The sequence below is a fragment of the Paenibacillus sp. UNC496MF genome (assembly GCF_900113915.1).
Lineage (GTDB): Bacteria > Bacillota > Bacilli > Paenibacillales > Paenibacillaceae > Paenibacillus_Z > Paenibacillus_Z artemisiicola.
Genome location: NZ_FORE01000006.1, coordinates 486,750 through 501,521, shown reverse-complemented (window position 1 = coordinate 501,521; position 14,772 = coordinate 486,750). Strand labels below are relative to the sequence as shown.

General features: G+C 64.6%; 15 protein-coding genes. 6 read left to right on the top strand and 9 right to left on the bottom strand.

The genetic code is table 11. The annotated features are described in order from the left end of the window. Window positions 1-2: 2 nt before the first annotated feature. Window positions 3-650 carry a uridine kinase gene (udk, locus tag BMZ79_RS10830; protein ID WP_090639619.1) on the bottom strand — a complete coding sequence of 216 codons (648 nt, stop codon included), beginning with the start codon at window positions 648-650 and terminating at the stop codon, window positions 3-5. Window positions 651-1,159: 509 nt separating this feature from the next. On the opposite strand from udk, the gene htpG reads away from it, so the two are divergent. Beyond that, the gene (gene htpG / locus BMZ79_RS10825) at window positions 1,160-3,049 is read left to right on the top strand and encodes a molecular chaperone HtpG (RefSeq protein WP_090639617.1); all 1,890 of its coding nucleotides are present in this window, start codon (window positions 1,160-1,162) and stop codon (window positions 3,047-3,049) included. Between the two features lie 171 nt (window positions 3,050-3,220). Here htpG and BMZ79_RS10820 read toward each other — a convergent pair whose 3' ends face one another. Both BMZ79_RS10820 and BMZ79_RS10815 read right to left on the bottom strand, forming a co-directional pair. Then, complete coding sequence (locus tag BMZ79_RS10820; RefSeq protein WP_090639615.1) at window positions 3,221-3,673, bottom strand: HIT family protein; 453 nt, start codon at window positions 3,671-3,673, stop codon at window positions 3,221-3,223. A 72-nt stretch (window positions 3,674-3,745) separates the two neighbouring features. Beyond that, complete coding sequence (locus BMZ79_RS10815; protein ID WP_177222098.1) at window positions 3,746-4,627, bottom strand: helix-turn-helix domain-containing protein; 882 nt, start codon at window positions 4,625-4,627, stop codon at window positions 3,746-3,748. 128 nt (window positions 4,628-4,755) lie between these two features. Between BMZ79_RS10815 and BMZ79_RS10810 the strand changes: the two genes are divergently transcribed. The 5 genes from BMZ79_RS10810 to BMZ79_RS10790 all read left to right on the top strand — a co-directional run bounded on the left by BMZ79_RS10810 (window position 4,756) and on the right by BMZ79_RS10790 (window position 9,375). Further along, window positions 4,756-5,568, top strand: coding sequence for a phytanoyl-CoA dioxygenase family protein (locus tag BMZ79_RS10810; RefSeq protein WP_090639610.1), 813 nt, complete (start codon window positions 4,756-4,758; stop codon window positions 5,566-5,568). Between the two features lie 267 nt (window positions 5,569-5,835). Then, window positions 5,836-6,492, top strand: a complete 657-nt coding sequence (locus BMZ79_RS10805; RefSeq protein WP_090640193.1) for an MgtC/SapB family protein — start codon at window positions 5,836-5,838, stop codon at window positions 6,490-6,492. A 211-nt stretch (window positions 6,493-6,703) separates the two neighbouring features. Then, the gene (locus BMZ79_RS10800) at window positions 6,704-7,825 is read left to right on the top strand and encodes a phosphodiester glycosidase family protein (protein WP_090639608.1); all 1,122 of its coding nucleotides are present in this window, start codon (window positions 6,704-6,706) and stop codon (window positions 7,823-7,825) included. Window positions 7,826-8,075: 250 nt separating this feature from the next. Further along, the gene (locus BMZ79_RS10795; protein ID WP_090639606.1) at window positions 8,076-8,858 is read left to right on the top strand and encodes a polysaccharide deacetylase family protein; all 783 of its coding nucleotides are present in this window, start codon (window positions 8,076-8,078) and stop codon (window positions 8,856-8,858) included. Between the two features lie 4 nt (window positions 8,859-8,862). Continuing rightward, window positions 8,863-9,375, top strand: coding sequence for an acyl-CoA thioesterase (locus BMZ79_RS10790; protein ID WP_090639604.1), 513 nt, complete (start codon window positions 8,863-8,865; stop codon window positions 9,373-9,375). Between the two features lie 120 nt (window positions 9,376-9,495). On the opposite strand, the gene BMZ79_RS10785 is transcribed toward BMZ79_RS10790, so the two are convergent. From BMZ79_RS10785 to BMZ79_RS10760, 6 genes are all read right to left on the bottom strand, one after another. Then, window positions 9,496-9,951: a hypothetical protein gene (locus tag BMZ79_RS10785; protein ID WP_090639602.1), complete on the bottom strand. Its 456-nt coding sequence runs from the start codon at window positions 9,949-9,951 to the stop codon at window positions 9,496-9,498. Window positions 9,952-10,143: 192 nt separating this feature from the next. Further along, window positions 10,144-10,674 (bottom strand): hypothetical protein, encoded by a 531-nt coding sequence (locus BMZ79_RS10780; protein WP_090639599.1) that lies wholly within the window; start codon window positions 10,672-10,674, stop codon window positions 10,144-10,146. Window positions 10,675-10,705: 31 nt separating this feature from the next. Beyond that, entirely contained in the window at window positions 10,706-11,395 is a 690-nt protein-coding gene (locus tag BMZ79_RS10775) for a response regulator transcription factor (RefSeq protein WP_090639597.1), read from the bottom strand. After that, on the bottom strand, window positions 11,392-12,960 hold the full coding sequence (locus tag BMZ79_RS10770; protein WP_143088927.1) for a sensor histidine kinase: 1,569 nt from the start codon (window positions 12,958-12,960) through the stop codon (window positions 11,392-11,394). The genes BMZ79_RS10775 and BMZ79_RS10770 overlap by 4 nt, the downstream gene beginning before the upstream one ends. A 360-nt stretch (window positions 12,961-13,320) precedes the next feature. Further along, window positions 13,321-14,094, bottom strand: a complete 774-nt coding sequence (locus BMZ79_RS10765; protein WP_090639594.1) for a DODA-type extradiol aromatic ring-opening family dioxygenase — start codon at window positions 14,092-14,094, stop codon at window positions 13,321-13,323. After that, a complete protein-coding gene (locus BMZ79_RS10760; protein WP_090639592.1) occupies window positions 14,091-14,765 on the bottom strand; it encodes an alpha/beta hydrolase in 675 nt (224 codons plus the stop codon). The genes BMZ79_RS10765 and BMZ79_RS10760 overlap by 4 nt, the downstream gene beginning before the upstream one ends. Between the last annotated feature and the right edge of the window lie 7 nt (window positions 14,766-14,772).

Sequence of the window (14,772 nt, the reverse complement as noted above, 5' to 3'; positions counted from 1 at the left end):
AACTAACGTCCGGTAATGCCGTCCGGCAGCTCGCCGCCGCTCCTGGCGTATTTCTCCGTGAGCGTCGTCAGCAGCTCGATGCCGATCTGGTTTTCGCCGCCTTCGGGGATGATGATGTCCGCGTATTTCTTGGACGGCTCGATGAACGCCTCGTGCATCGGTTTTACCGAGGTCAAATATTGATGGTGAATGGACTGGATCGTCCGGCCGCGCTCCTCGATGTCCCGCAGCACCCGGCGGAGAATGCGCACGTCGGGATCCGTGTCCACGAACACCTTGATGTCCAGCAGCTCGCGCAGGCGCTCGTCCGAGAGCACGTGCAGCCCTTCGAGGATGACGATCGGATTCGGGCGCAGCCCGACCGATTCCGTCTTGGAGCGGGCATGGACGGTGAAATCGTAGACCGGCGCCTGCACGGTTCGGCCGTCCCGCAGCTGCTTCAAATCCGCGATCAGCAGCTCGTTGTCGAAGACGAGCGGGTGGTCGTAGTTGAGCGCTGCCCGTTCGGCCATGGAGAGATGGGGATGATCTTTATAGTAATTGTCCTGGGAAATGAACGTGACGTCGTTCGTGCCGAGCCGTTCGATGACGGAGCGCGCGACCGTCGTTTTGCCGGAGCCGGTGCCCCCGGCGATTCCGATGATGAGCATTGTGCAAAGCAGCCTCCTTGGCGGTGTTCAATCCTCGTATTGTAGCATAACCGAGCCCCCGATTTCATCCCGGCGGGGGGATGTACATGTTGCTAAGGCGCGCGAGGGAGGAACGGCTCCGGCGGATCATGCCCGATTCGGCGGCAGGCGCTTCGAGACGGCGGCGGAGCTTGGCGTGGGGTCGTCGGTAGAGGGGCCGCGGATGGTGACCCAGCAACCTTCATAGGGGGCGAACCGGCCGAAACCGAGGCAAGAAGGTGACCCGGCAACCTACATAGGGGGCGAGTCGGCCTACAACGACCGAAAAAGGTGGCCCAGCGGCATACATGGCCGGCTGAAAAGCCCGGGCAAAACAAACCCGGCGCCGCCCGCGGCATGGAAACGCATTTTCTTCAAGTTCGGACTTGAGCCGGGCCCTCCAACTATGCTATAAAAGGAAGTAGCGTTAGCACTCCGATGGCTTGAGTGCTAACATTATTCATTCCATTTTGGGGAGGGCATTCCGTAACATGGTGAAGCAAGAGTTCAAAGCCGAGTCCAAGCGGCTGCTTGAAATGATGATCAACTCCATCTACACGCAGCGGGAAATTTTCCTGCGGGAGCTGATCTCCAACGCCAGCGACGCTATCGATAAAATCTACTACAAGGCGCTGACCGACGACAACATCGCGTTCAACGCGGCCGACTATTTCGTCAAAATCACGGCGAACAAGGAAGCCCGCACGCTCACGATCGCCGACACCGGCATCGGCATGACCGAGGAGGAGCTCGAGAACAACCTCGGCGTCATCGCGAAGAGCGGCTCGCTCGCGTTCAAGAAGGAGAACGAGAGCAAGGACGGCCACAACATCATCGGCCAGTTCGGCGTCGGGTTCTACGCGGCGTTCATGGTGGCGGACCGCGTGACGGTCACGAGCCGCGCGCTCGGCAGCGGCCAGGCGTTCAAGTGGGAATCCGAAGGCGCCGACGGCTACACGATCGAGCCGGCGGAGAAGGCGGCGGTCGGCACGGAAATCGTGCTGCATATCAAGCCGAACGCGGAAGAGGACAACTACGACGAGTTTCTGGAAGAGTACCGCCTGCGCGCCATCGTGAAGAAATATTCCGATTTCATCCGCTATCCGATCAAGATGGACGTCTCGGGCCAGCGGCCGAAGGAAGGCGCCGCCGAAGGCGAGACGCCGGAATTCGAAGCGTACACGGAAGAGCAGACGATCAACAGCATGGTGCCGATCTGGCGCAAAAACAAAAACGAGCTGACCGACGCGGACTACGAGGCGTTCTACCACGAGAAGCGCTACGGCTTCGACAAGCCGCTCAAGCATATCCACATCAGCGCGGACGGCGCGGTCGTCTACCGGGCGATCCTGTACGTGCCGGAGAGCCCGCCGTTCGACTACTACACGAAGGAGTACGAGAAGGGGCTCGAGCTCTACTCCAACGGCGTCCTCATCATGGACAAATGCGCCGACCTGCTGCCGGACTACTTCAGCTTCGTGAAAGGGATGGTGGACTCCGAGGACCTGTCCCTCAACATCTCTCGGGAAATGCTGCAGCATGACCGCCAGCTGACGCTGATCGCGAAGAACATCAAGAACAAAATCAAGAGCACGCTCCTCGGCCTGCTGAAGGACGAACGCGAGCGCTACGAGACGTTCTATAAGGCATTCGGCCGCCAGCTGAAGTTCGGCGTGTACAACGATTTCGGCGTGAACAAGGACGTGCTGCAGGATCTGCTGCTGTTCCATTCCTCCAAGGAGAACAAGCTCGTCTCGCTGGACGAATACGTGGCGCGCATGCCGGAAGACCAGAAGTTCATCTACTACGCGACGGGCGGTTCGATCGAGCGCATCGAGAAGCTGCCGCAGACCGAGCTCGTAGCGGACAAAGGTTACGAAATCCTGTACTTCACCGACGACATCGACGAGTTCGCGATCAAGGCGATCATGACGTACAAGGAGAAGGCGTTCAAATCGGTCTCGAGCGGCGACCTCGGCATCGAGCCGGACGCGGACGAGAAGCAGGAAGCGGAGGAGCCGTCCAGCAAGGCGCTGTTCGAGCAAATGCAGACGCTGCTGAGCGGCAAGGTGACGAAGGTCAAGGCATCCAAGCGGCTGAAGAGCCATCCGGTCTGCCTTACGAGCGAGGGCGAGCTGTCCATCGAGATGGAGAAGATCCTGAGCGCGATGCCGAACAACGAAGGCATCCAAGCCGAGAAGGTGCTGGAAATCAACGTGAACCATCCCGTGTTCCAGTCGCTGAAGGAAGCCGCGGAGAAGGATAGCGAGAAGCTGGGCCTGTACACGCAGCTGCTGTACAACCAGGCGCTGCTCATCGAAGGGCTGCCGATCCAGGATCCGGTGGCGTTCACGAACGATATCTGCAAGGTGATGGTGTAAACGGAAGAAGCGAAAGGCAAGGCAGCAAAACAAAAGAGAAAATCTCCGCCGTGCGGGCCGATACGGGCCGCGCGGCGGAGATTTTTCGGTTGCGGGCGGTACGCGGACGCCAGACTGCTAGCCCGGAACGGCGAATGCCGGACGGGCAAATGCCGCCCGGGAGCCGCCCGGTTAGCGGAGCCGCGCGTGCGTATCGGGCAGCTGCCCTTCATGTCCATCGAGCGCCGCGACGAGCTTCGCTTTCGTGGCCGCGAGCCGTTCTTCGGCGCCGTGCGGACGGAGCGGCTCGCTCCAAGAGACCCCGTCCCCCTCGAAACGGGGAATGAGGTGCAGGTGGTAGTGGCCGAGGTCGTTGAACCGGCCGCCGTTCTGGCACATCGCGATGCCGTGCGGGCGGAACGTCCGCTTGAGCAGCGCGGACAGCAGCCGCGCGGCGTCCATGATCGCATAAGCGGCGGCGGAATCCATCTCCTCGACGTCGAGAACATGGCGCTTGGGCAGAAGGAGCAGATGGCCTTCGTTGAACGGGGCGATATCGAGCACGCAGGCAAGCGTCTCGTTCTCGTAGACGACGTTCGCGTCCGGCTCCAGGCCGTTCGCGATGCGGCAGCCGAGGCAGTCCATGGCGGCGCGCCTTCTTTCTCGTATTAGGGCAACGCATGGGCGCGTCCGCGCGCGAACCCGCGCGGCCGGCCGTTATTCCGGCTCCCGCGCGGCCGCGTCGCGCCGCTCCGCGGCGAGGCGCCGGAAGGCCGTCGGGCTCGCGCCGAAGGCGGCCGTGAACCGGCGCGTGAAATAATAGGCCGACTGGAAGCCGACATAGGCCGCGATCTCGCCGACGGGGCGGCTCGTCAGCTCCAGCAGCTTGGCCGCCTGATGCAGCCGCGTCTCCGTCACCCAGGCCGCGGCGGACTTCCCGGTCTCGGCCTTGAAGAGATGCCGGAACCGCGATTCCGACAGCCCGGCGCGGCGGGCGAGCAGCGCGGGCGCCAGCGGCTCGTGCGCATGGTCCGCGATGTAGAGGAGCGCCTCCGCGATGCGTTCGTCCTGGCCGACCGGCGCGTCGTCGCGGCGCCATTCCCGCTCGGCGTTCTCGTGCAGCAGGATGAGGATCTCCGCCAGCGCCAGCAGGGCCAGCGCCTGCCCCGAGCGGCTGCGGCGGCGGGCGTCGGCGATCAGGCGGCGGAACGCGTCCTCGAGGCGCGGCCGGCCCGGTCCGTCCGCGACGGCGACCGCGTGCAGCCCTTTCTCCGTCCGGGGCAGCCGGAGGTACGGGCGCCATTCCGGGAGCGGGAGGAAATGCGTCCACAGCAGCTCCCAGCCGCCGTCCTCGCCCGCCGCGTAATGATGCGGCACGCCGGGCGGCAGCAGCACGGCGTCGCCGGGCCCGGCGGTCAGCACCGCGTCGTCGACGCGGAAGGCGCCGCTTCCGGCGACCGTGTAGATCAGCAGCCAATCGACCGTGCCCCGCGGCCGATGGCCGTAGAAGCCGTAGGACCGGCGGAAATGGTCCGCCATGAGCACGCCGGACGTCGGCGAAGTTTCCTGCTCGTATTCGTACAGATATTTGTTCGGCACCGGCGGGCCTCCCCGGGCCGCGCGTTCCCGCGCAGCCGTTTTGTGCAACACGACAGCCGGCGCCTTCATTTCCGGGCGCGCCCGATGCCGCTTACAATAAACGTATCACAAAACGGGAGCGGTGAGCGATGGCGATCGGGACGATCTTGACGGAAGCGCAGCGGAGGCAGTTCGAAGAAGAGGGCTATGTGATCGCAAGGGGGCTGTTCGGGGCGGCGCAGGCGGAGGAGATTCGCGCGTGCTTCGCGCAGGTCGTGAAGCAAGGCGGCATCCCGGGGTATTTCGAGCCGAAGACGTTCGAAGCGGCGGGCGGGGAGCCGCTGCTGATGTATCCGCGCATTCTGTATCCGCACCGGATCTTGGCGACGGCGCGGGCGTGCATGCTGGACCCGCGGGTCATGGCCGCGCTCGCGGAGCTGTTCGGCGAGGAACCGCTGGCGGCGCAGAGCATGTTTTACTTCAAGCCGCCGGGGGCGCGGGGGCAGGCGCTGCACCAGGACAATTATTATTTGCAGGCGGAGCCGGGGACGTGCATCGCCGCCTGGACGGCGATCGACGACGCCGATCAGGAGAACGGCGGCCTCGTGCTCGTGCCGAAGACGCAGCGCGAGGCCATCCAGTGCCCGCACGAGGCGGATCCGACGCTGTCGTACTTCCCCGACGAAGTCGACCTGCCCGAAGGGGCGGTCGTCGTGCCGGCCGACATGCGGGCGGGGGACGTGCTGTTCTTCAACGGCAGCACGATTCACGGCTCGTATCCGAACCGCTCGGCGGACCGGTTCCGCCGGTCGTTCATCTGCCATTACGTCGGCGCGTCGACGCTGCGGCTCGGGCATCACATTCACGACGACCTGCACGCGGCGGACGGGCGCGTCGTCACGGTCGCCCGCGGCGAGGGCGGCGGGCCGTGCGGCACGCCGTACGCCGCGGAGCCGCACTGAGCGGCCGGACGCGGAAGCGAGGCCGAGAGGCCGCATCCTTCGCGGGCGTCCGCGGCCGATCGGACGCGGCGATGAAGACGCAGCAGCGGGAGAAGGCCGTCCGGCCTTCTTTTTCTTTGTCCGTCCATGAGGTGCTTGATCGGGAATTCCGAGCCGCCCGGGACTGGCAAGTCCGCGAAGGGACTGCCATAATAAGGGGATGATTGGATCGCGCCGAATTGGCGTACATCTAGAGGACGAAAGGAGGCGGGGACCGTGGAGTACGACATGCTGCTTCGCATCGTCGTCGCTGGCGCGTGCGGGCTGCTGATCGGCTACGAGCGGAAGAACCGGATGAAGGAAGCGGGCATCCGCACGCATTTCGTCGTGGCGGTCGGCTCCGCGCTCATGATGGTGCTCTCCAAATACGCGTTCGCGGACATGCTGGGCGACGACGGCGTCGGGCTCGATCCGTCGCGGATCGCGGCGCAGGTCGTCAGCGGCGTCGGCTTCCTCGGCGCGGGGATGATCTTCACGCAGCGGCAGACGGTCAAAGGGCTGACGACCGCCGCGGGCATCTGGGCCACGGCCGGCATCGGCATGGCGGTCGGCGCGGGCCTCTACGTGCTCGGCATCGGCGTGACCGTGCTCCTCTTGGCCGCGCAGAAGCTGCTGCACAGCGGCTTCGGCTGGATCGCGGCGCCGAAGAACGAGCAGCTGTCCGTGCGGCTGGCCGACGAGGACGGCGCGGTGGAGGCGCTGCAGGACGCGCTGAAGTCGGCCGGCATCGCCGTGCAGCAGTTCCATGCCGAGAAGCGGCGGGAGGGCGAGGCGCCGGAGCTGCGCTTGGACATCGCCGTCAAGGTGGCCGGCGCCGAAGACGCGGAACGGCTGCTGCGCCTCATCCAGCGGCTGCCGCAGGTGCTGCAGGTCGACCTGCAGTAGCCGCGGCGGATTCGGGCCGCGCGGCCGCGGCCGTTCCGCGCGCCTCGCGGCCCGAGGCGCGGCGCGGCCGCGGGCTTCCATCATTTGCACGGCGGATTTTCAGCTTCTCTTAAGCTAGCGGGCGTATAGTGGGGAAAACAGCGGACGGCGGACGTCCGTTTTGTTTTGACGCGGCATTATCGCCAACTACGCGCTAGCAAAGGAGAATCGTATGGACACGCAAACGCAGGCTCCGTTCGAGCCTCATTATAAAAGCAAACGGTATAAGAAATTAGGCAGGCCCAAGCGGTGGCGAAAACGGTTGTCGCTCTTGTTCGCCGGCCTTCTGGTCGCGATGCTCGGCGGGGCGGGCTGGTTTTACCTGACGCCTTCGGGCTCGGACATCCGCTACATGATGGCGGACACGCTCATCACGAGCCAGCACCGGTACCTGGCCAAGTACCTGATCGGCCAGAGCGAGCTCGACCGCCGGGTGGCGGAGTACGCCAAGAAGTTCGACGAGATGGGCCGGATCAAGGACGAGCATAACGTCGCCCTGGCCGCGCATCCCGACAGCGACGTGCAGCTGGAGCGGATCTCGACCGCGAAGTACAAGGGGTACATCATGTACGTGCACGATCCGAAAATGATCCGCGTCGCCACGACGAGCATCGTCGGCTCCGGCGAAACGGTGCTCAGCATGGTGAAGCGCACGGGCGCGATCGCGGGCGTCAACGGCGGGGCGTTCGACGACCCGAACTGGGACGGCAACGGCTTCAAGCCGGCCGGCATCGTCATGTCCGGCGGCAAGGTGCTCTACAAGGGCGACGGCATGCAGGCTTCGGTCAACGTCGTCGGCATCGACCGCGACGGCTTGATGGTGGCCGGCCGCTACAAGCCTTCGCAGCTGCTCGCGATGGGCGTCCGGGACGCCGTCACGTTCCAGCCGAAGTTCATCGTCAACGGCAAAGGCTTGATCAAGAACGAGGCCGACGGCTGGGGCATCGCGCCCCGGACGGTCATGGCGCAGCAGAAGGACGGCACGATCCTGTTCGTCGTCATCGACGGCCGCCAGCCGGGATATTCCGTCGGCGCGACGCTCTACGACATCCAGAAGCTGCTGCTGGCGCGGGGCGCGGTCACGGCCGCGAATCTGGACGGCGGCTCCTCGACGGTGCTCGTGAAGGACGACGCGGTCGTCAACAAGCCGTCGAGCCAATACGGCATGCGCTACCTGCCGTCCGCCTTCCTCGTGTTCGACCATCCGGAGGATTTCGACGCGGGCAACATCTGGAGCGGCATCGACATGGAGCATTTCGACTCCTCGAAGCCGCGGACGCAATCGGCGTCGTAAGCAGCGCGGGTTATCGCGGTTCGATTGACGGCGCGTATCATGGCGTGAAGCGCTTATAGGGTTTAGGATCGGGGAACGCCCGCGGGCGTTCTCTTTTTTTCGCGTCCGCGGGACGAAGGGAAGTTTCGAAGGGAAGTTTCGAACTTCGGCGGGCCGCGACTTTGCCGCGCACGGCATAAAATACCGGTTTCCGTGCCATAGTAAACGTTGATTGCAGTCGGGTTCTCCGACTGGGCAAGGGGGTAGCAGTATGCGCCATGTGGGGTTACGATTGCTGGCCGTCGCGCTTTGTTTGACCGTGCTGTGCGGCTTCGGCATTCCCCGGAAAGACCGGTATTTTTACGAAAGCAGGGGAGACATCATCTGGGAGCTGCCGCTCGAGCGCAAGGAGCTCGCCCTGACGTTCGACGACGGTCCCGAACCGCGGACGACGAACCAGATTCTCGATCTGCTCAAGCAGTACCACGCCAAAGCGACCTTCTTCGTCATCGGCTACCGGGTGGAGAAATACCCGGATATCGTCAAGCGGGAAATCGCGGAGGGGCACGAAGTGGCCAATCATACGTTCAATCATGTGTTCTTCACCAAAGGAGTCGGGTCCGAGACGATCCAGCGGGAAATCGCGCGCACCGACCGTTCGCTCCGGCAGCTGACCGGCAAGAAGCCGTTCCTGTTCCGTCCGCCCGGCGGGTATTATAACGACAAGTCGATCGACATCGCGCGGAAGCTCGGGTATACGACCGTGCTCTGGTCCTGGCACCAGGATACCGAGGATTGGCGCAGCCCCGGGGTGCGGCATATCGCGAACAAGGTGCTGAAGAACGCGCGCAACGGCGACATCGTGCTGCTGCACGACTATGTGTCGGGGGGCTCCATACATACGGTCAAGGCGCTGCAGGTGATCCTGCCGGAGCTGGAGCGCAGAGGCTTCAGGCTCGTGACCGTATCCGAGCTGATCCGCGATAAAACAGGAGAATTGCTGCCGGTCTCGAAATCATCCGGTGTAACAGGATCTTCGAAGAGAGCGGAGTGAACGCATGCAACCGAAATTCATCCGCGAGACGCGCTGCTTCAAGGTGTCCCGCGTGTTTCCGACCGACGTCAACAACCACAATACGCTGTTCGGCGGCAAGCTGATGGCCTACATCGACGACATCGCGTCGATCTCCGTCTCCAAGCTGTGCCGGGCCACGGCCGTGACGGCGTCCACGGACTCCGTCGACTTCCTGCAGCCGATCCGGCCGAGCGATTCCGTGTCGCTGGAGTCGTTCATCACGCACACGGGCACCAGCTCCATGGAGGTGTTCGTCAAAGTGATCCGCGAGGACATGCGCACCGGCGACCGGACGATCGCGGCCACGGCGTTCCTCACCTTCGTCGCCTTGGACGACGATAACCGGCCCATCCCCGTGCCGGGCGTCATCCCGGAGACGGACGAGGAGAAGAAGCTGTTCGAGACGGCGGAGTACCGCACCCAGCTGCGGAAGCACCGGCGGGAAGAGAGCAAGAAGTTCGCGGATTATTTGCTGACGAAGTATCCGTGGGAGTAGGGTAAGGACAGATTTCTACGCGAGCCCCGGGCATCCGATGATGCCCGGGGCTCTTCGCGTCGGCCGAAAGAAGAGATGGACGCGGCGTCGGCTTTTTGGTGGTCGGCTTCATGATTTACCTCATAAACGCTTCGCCAAAGCCTGCACCGCTTGCGCGACGCGGATATCCTCGCCCATCGCGCTCCGTGAGCTCGCATAATCGTACGCGACCAGCGCGTTCGCCGCCGCGTACCTGCCGTGGGCAATCACGTCCGCCGCCGCGGTTTTCTCCGCAAAATCTTCTTCCGCTCGCGTAACGCCCTTCGCGGACGCGTAGAGATAGACGGCGATGCGCTGACCGTCATGGATGACGAACAGGACGGGAGCGACGCCGTTCAATGGCATCGACAGGACGCTGGCGGTCCTTGCTTCGCCGGAAGTCTCCGGCTGCAGCGGAATGCCCTGGGCGGCGAAAGCCTCCTCGATCTGGGCGATGGTCAGAACCGTTTCGGGCTTGCCGGTCCAGGCGGGTTTACAACCCGTCATCAGCGCCAGACACAGACAGAGCATCGCTGCCGGCAGGATCGCGTTTCGCATGCTTCAGCCCCCTTTTTACTCCAAGACGCCTTGCCGCGCAGATAGGTTGCGGTCTGCCGTACGTTCGGCGAAGCGCGAGGGCGTGCGTCCGGTGGGGCGGATTGGCATGCTGAGTCGGACAAGCAGCGGCAAAAGGCAGTCCGCGAAAACGGAACAACGTACACGGGGCAGCCCTGTCGGCGCGCGAGGCGGCTAGCGCCCCGTAACCGCTTTTCCTCTCGCTGACATCTTGGTTCTACCGCCCGGCTTCCACACGGAGAGGATGAACATGAGGAGCAGGGAGATCGTTTGCAGCAGGATCCCGATCCACAGCCACGCATGGTTGACGGTGAAGCCGGGCTCCGCCCAGGCGTTCGCGACCGGCGCTTCGGACAGGCGGACGCCGCGCAGCGTCCATTCATAGAGGCCGACGAAGCCGATGCCGATCGTGACGAGCGTCAGGATTTCTTTGGCGATCAGCCAATAGTAGCGGAAGAGGCCCCACGAGGTGAGCACCGACAGCAGAATGCCGGTCACGGTCGTGCCGATCGTCGAGGCGCGTACGCTCGAGTCGGCGAGCAGGCGCATGACCGCGTAGCACGTGCGCAGCGTGTCCGCGCTGTCCGTCGCCGAGGCCGTCAGCGCGAGAATGATGAAGGTCGCCTGGCCGCCCAGCATGATGGATGCGAAAACAAGGTGGAGCAGCAGCAGGACGCGCCGCTGCGTCAGCGTGAGTTTGGACATGGGTAGCAGCCCTCCCGTTCGGATGTGATGGTTACAGGTTGAAACGGTAGCCGACGCCCCAGACCGTCTCTATGTAAGCCGGCTTGGACGGATCGCGTTCGATCTTGTCCCGCAGCTTGCCGATATGGACCGTAACGGTGGCATAGTCGCCCAGGGCGTCCATGCCCCAGATGCGCTCGAACAGCTCTTCCTTCCGGAACACCCGGTTCGGATTCGACGCGAGGAAGAGGAGGAGCTCGTACTCCTTGGCCGTAAACGCGACTTCCGCTTCGTTCACGTACACCCGGCGGGCTTGGCGGTCGATGCGGATGCCCGGCAGCCGCAGCTCGTCGCGCCGCCATTCGCCGCTGCCGACGAGCCGGTCGTAGCGGGCCAGGTGCGCTTTGACCCGGGCGACCAGCTCGCCGAGGCCGAACGGTTTCAGGATATAATCGTCGGCGCCGAGGCCGAAGCCGCGGATCTTGTCCACTTCCTCCTTCTTCGCGGACACGATGAGAATCGGCACGTTGCTCGCCTCGCGGACCCGGCGGCAAATCTCGTAGCCGTCCAGCCCGGGCAGCATCAGATCGAGCAAAATCAAATCGTACCGGTCGCGCAGCGCCAGCTCCAGCCCGGTCTCGCCGCGGTCCGCCACGTCGGCCTTGAAGCCGCTTGCCTCCAGGTAGTCGTGCTGCACCTCGGCGATGACGGGATCGTCTTCGATGATCAAAATCCGTTTCATGTCGGCGTTCCTCCTCCTGTGGGTTGTTTTCCCGGCGATTCCGTACTCCGGGAACTTCGGTCGGCCGGCAGCGCGATGACGATGGACGTACCCTCGCCGGGACGGCTGAAGGCGCGCACCCGGCCGCCGTGCTCCTCCACGATGCCTTTCACGATGGCGAGGCCGAGGCCGCTGCTCCCCGATTCCGTCCGCCGGGACGGCTCCGCGCGGAAGAAGCGGTCGAAGACATGCGGCAGCGCGTCCTCCGGGATGCCGGTGCCGTTATCCGCGATCCGGATGGCGACGGCCTCGTCCGGGGCGCCGGGCGCCAGGCGTTCCAGCGCGAAACGCAGAATGCGGGGCTCGCGCTCCATATGCTTCAGACTGTTTTCGACGACGTTCAGGATCGCCCGGCGCAGCTTCTCCCGGTCGGCCTGCACGCAGAGCGGCCTTGGATCGGCGGGGGCGGGGTCAAGCTGCGGCAGATCCAGCTCCAGCCGGACGCCGGCGAGGCGAGGGTCGAGCCGCAGCTCCTCGACCGTCCGCCGGACGTACTCGCCGAGCTCCAGCCGCTCGAACCGAAACGGCAGCCGGCCGACGTCCAGCGTGGAATAGAGCGACAGTTCCTCGATCATCCGGTTCATGTCGGAGGCCTTGCCCGCGATCATCGCGACGTACTTCCGCCGTTTCTCCTCCGTGTCCGCGACCCCGCCTTGCAGGCAGTCGACGCAGCCTTGGATGGCGGTGATCGGCGTCTTCAGGTCATGGGAAATGGAGGCGAGCAGCTCCTTGCGGCTGTGCTCCAGCTGCAGCCCGTCGCCGATGGAGTCCCGCAGGCGGACGCGCATCTCTTCGAACGCCGCGCCCAGCTGGCCGATTTCGTCCTGCCGCCGCAGGTTCACGGGCCGGTCCAGCTCGCCTTCGCGGATGTGGCCGGCCGCGGTCCGAAGCGCCTGCAGCGGCCGGATGATGCTGCGCGAGACGAAGTAGGTCAGGACGCCGTTCGTGAGCGCCAGCGCGCCGACGAGCGCGAGCAGCACGGTCGGGACGAAGCGGCGGAAGAAGCCGGCGACCGGCTCCATGTCCGAGGCGATGACGAGGGTGCCGCTTTGGCCGTCCGCGGCGGTGTAGGCGATGCGGTCCAAGCCGTAGCCCCCGGGCTTGCGCGGCGGCCAGGCGTTCGCCGCCTCGGCGCCGCCAGCCTGCAGCTGCCGCGTGATCGCGTCCGCGTCCAGGCCGGGCGACGCGTACGCCGTCCGCTCGCCGCGCAGCACGAGCAGCCCGGCGTCGACCTTCGCCAGCTCCGCTTCCGCGTCCGCGAGAAAGGCCGGATCGTCCAGCAGGCGCGGGTCGTGCGCGGCGACGAACCGCAGCCCGCCCGCGAGCTCGCTTCGCCCGCCGAACAGGTCGCGGAACGCCTCGAAGGGCAGGGCGGGGCGATGCTGCCGCGCGGCATCATGGCCGGATCCGGGCGCCATGTCCCGCAGGTACAGGCCGGCCGCGGTCATGACGACCGCGCCGAAGAGCACGACGGGCACCGCGATCATGGCGATATAAGAAAGCAACAATTTCGTTCGGATGGACATCGGCTTCACCTCCCTTCCAATTGTAGTCTCCAACCGTAAAAGGTCCATAAACCAATTCGAAAAAAAGGCTAAAATACGGCCCGACAGTTGCTTCCTTGGCTCCCGGGGAGGCGCTGCGGTAGGCTCGATGTCGCGAACAGCGACGCAACCGCGTTCGCCAATGCCGCGCCAACCGCCGCGACCCGCAGCCGCGCGCAGCCGGGCGCCAACGCCAAAAAGACCCGCAATCCCATGGGGACCGCGGGTCTCGCGCTGCCTAAAGCCAACCGGCATCGCTTCGCCGAGGCGTTAACTTCGCCCCGTCATGCTTCTCGCCTCGTCGAGCTCTTCGCCCCGTCGCGTTCCGCGCCCGGCCGTCCCTTAATCGAACTGCCAGCAGCTCAAGCTCAAGCTGCCCAGCTGATAGCTGCGGTGCAGCAGGGTGGCCTTGCGGTTCCGGCTGCCGGCGCCCATCGCGATGAGCAGCGGAATAAAGTGCTCGTTCGTCGGTACGGCATCGAGGGCGTAGGGCGCCTGGCTGCGGTAATCGAACAGCGCCGCGGTGTCCCATGCTTCGAGCTTCTCCTGCAGCCAGGCGTCGAACGCCAGCGCCCAATCGTCCGCGATCTCGGCGCCCCAGCTCAGCCGCCGCAGGTTATGGACGGTGCCGCCGCTGCCGATGATAAGCACGTCCTGCTCCCGGAGCTCCGCCAGCGCGCTGCCGATGCGGTACTGCTCCTCGTTGGTCAGGTGACGGTTCACGGACAGCGCCACGACCGGGATGCCGCCGGCGTCGGGGAAGAGCAGCTTCAGGACGGCCCACGCTCCGTGATCCAGGCCGCGCTCGCCGTCGAAGCGGCTCGGGATGCCGTGCTTGTCGAACAACGCGCGGATGTCTTCGCTAAGCTTACGGTCTCCTTTGGCCGGGTAGGTTATGCGATACAGCGCGTCCGGAAAGCCCGAGAAATCGTAGATCGTCTCGTACGTGTCGGCGGTGCTGACCGTCTGCGTCGTGTGCTCCCAGTGGGCGGAAAACAGGACGATCGCCTTCGGCTTCGGCAGACCGGCCGCGAAATCGCCGAGAAAATCGGTATAGGCATGCCGCTCCAGCACGAGGGACGGCGCGCCGTGCGCGAAGAAATAGGCGGGCATCATCGTACATCAACTCCTTCATGGTTTGTGGCCGGTTCGGCGTCCGCGCGAAGCCATGCCGCGAAATCGCGCTGGTTTTCGGGCGTGACGCCATGATCGGCCGGATACGTGTTGAACGTCAGGCGATCGGTCAATCCGCCGAAATATTCGGCGTTCTCGCGGCCGATGGCGACCGGGAACACGCCGTCGAACTCGCCGTGCGAAATGAACGCGGACACGTTCGCCACGTTGCGCAAAGGGTACTCCGTCTTCACGAAGCCCGGCACGTAGCCGTTCAGCGCGACGATGCCTTTCAGCTCGTCGCCCATCGTCAAGGCGAGGGACATCGCCAGAATGGCGCCTTGGCTAAAGCCGAGCACGTACCGCCGCTTCGGATCGACCGGATACGTCTCCGTCGCGTACCGGATGAAAGCCGTCAGCTCCGCCATCGCTTGGTCGAATTGCTCCCGGATCGGGTTGCCGAGGCTCTTCAGGTCGTAGTATTGAAAGCCACTGCCGAGGAGGCGGTTTCCGCGGATGCCGATCACGATGAAATCGTCGGTCAGGGGCTCGACGAGGCCGAACATGTTGCGTTCGTTAGACCCTTTGCCGTGCAGGGTGAAAATCACGGGATACCGCTGGCCCTCGTTGCGGCCCGGCGGCAGATGAACGTCGTAATGAAAAGCCGTCTTCATAAGATTC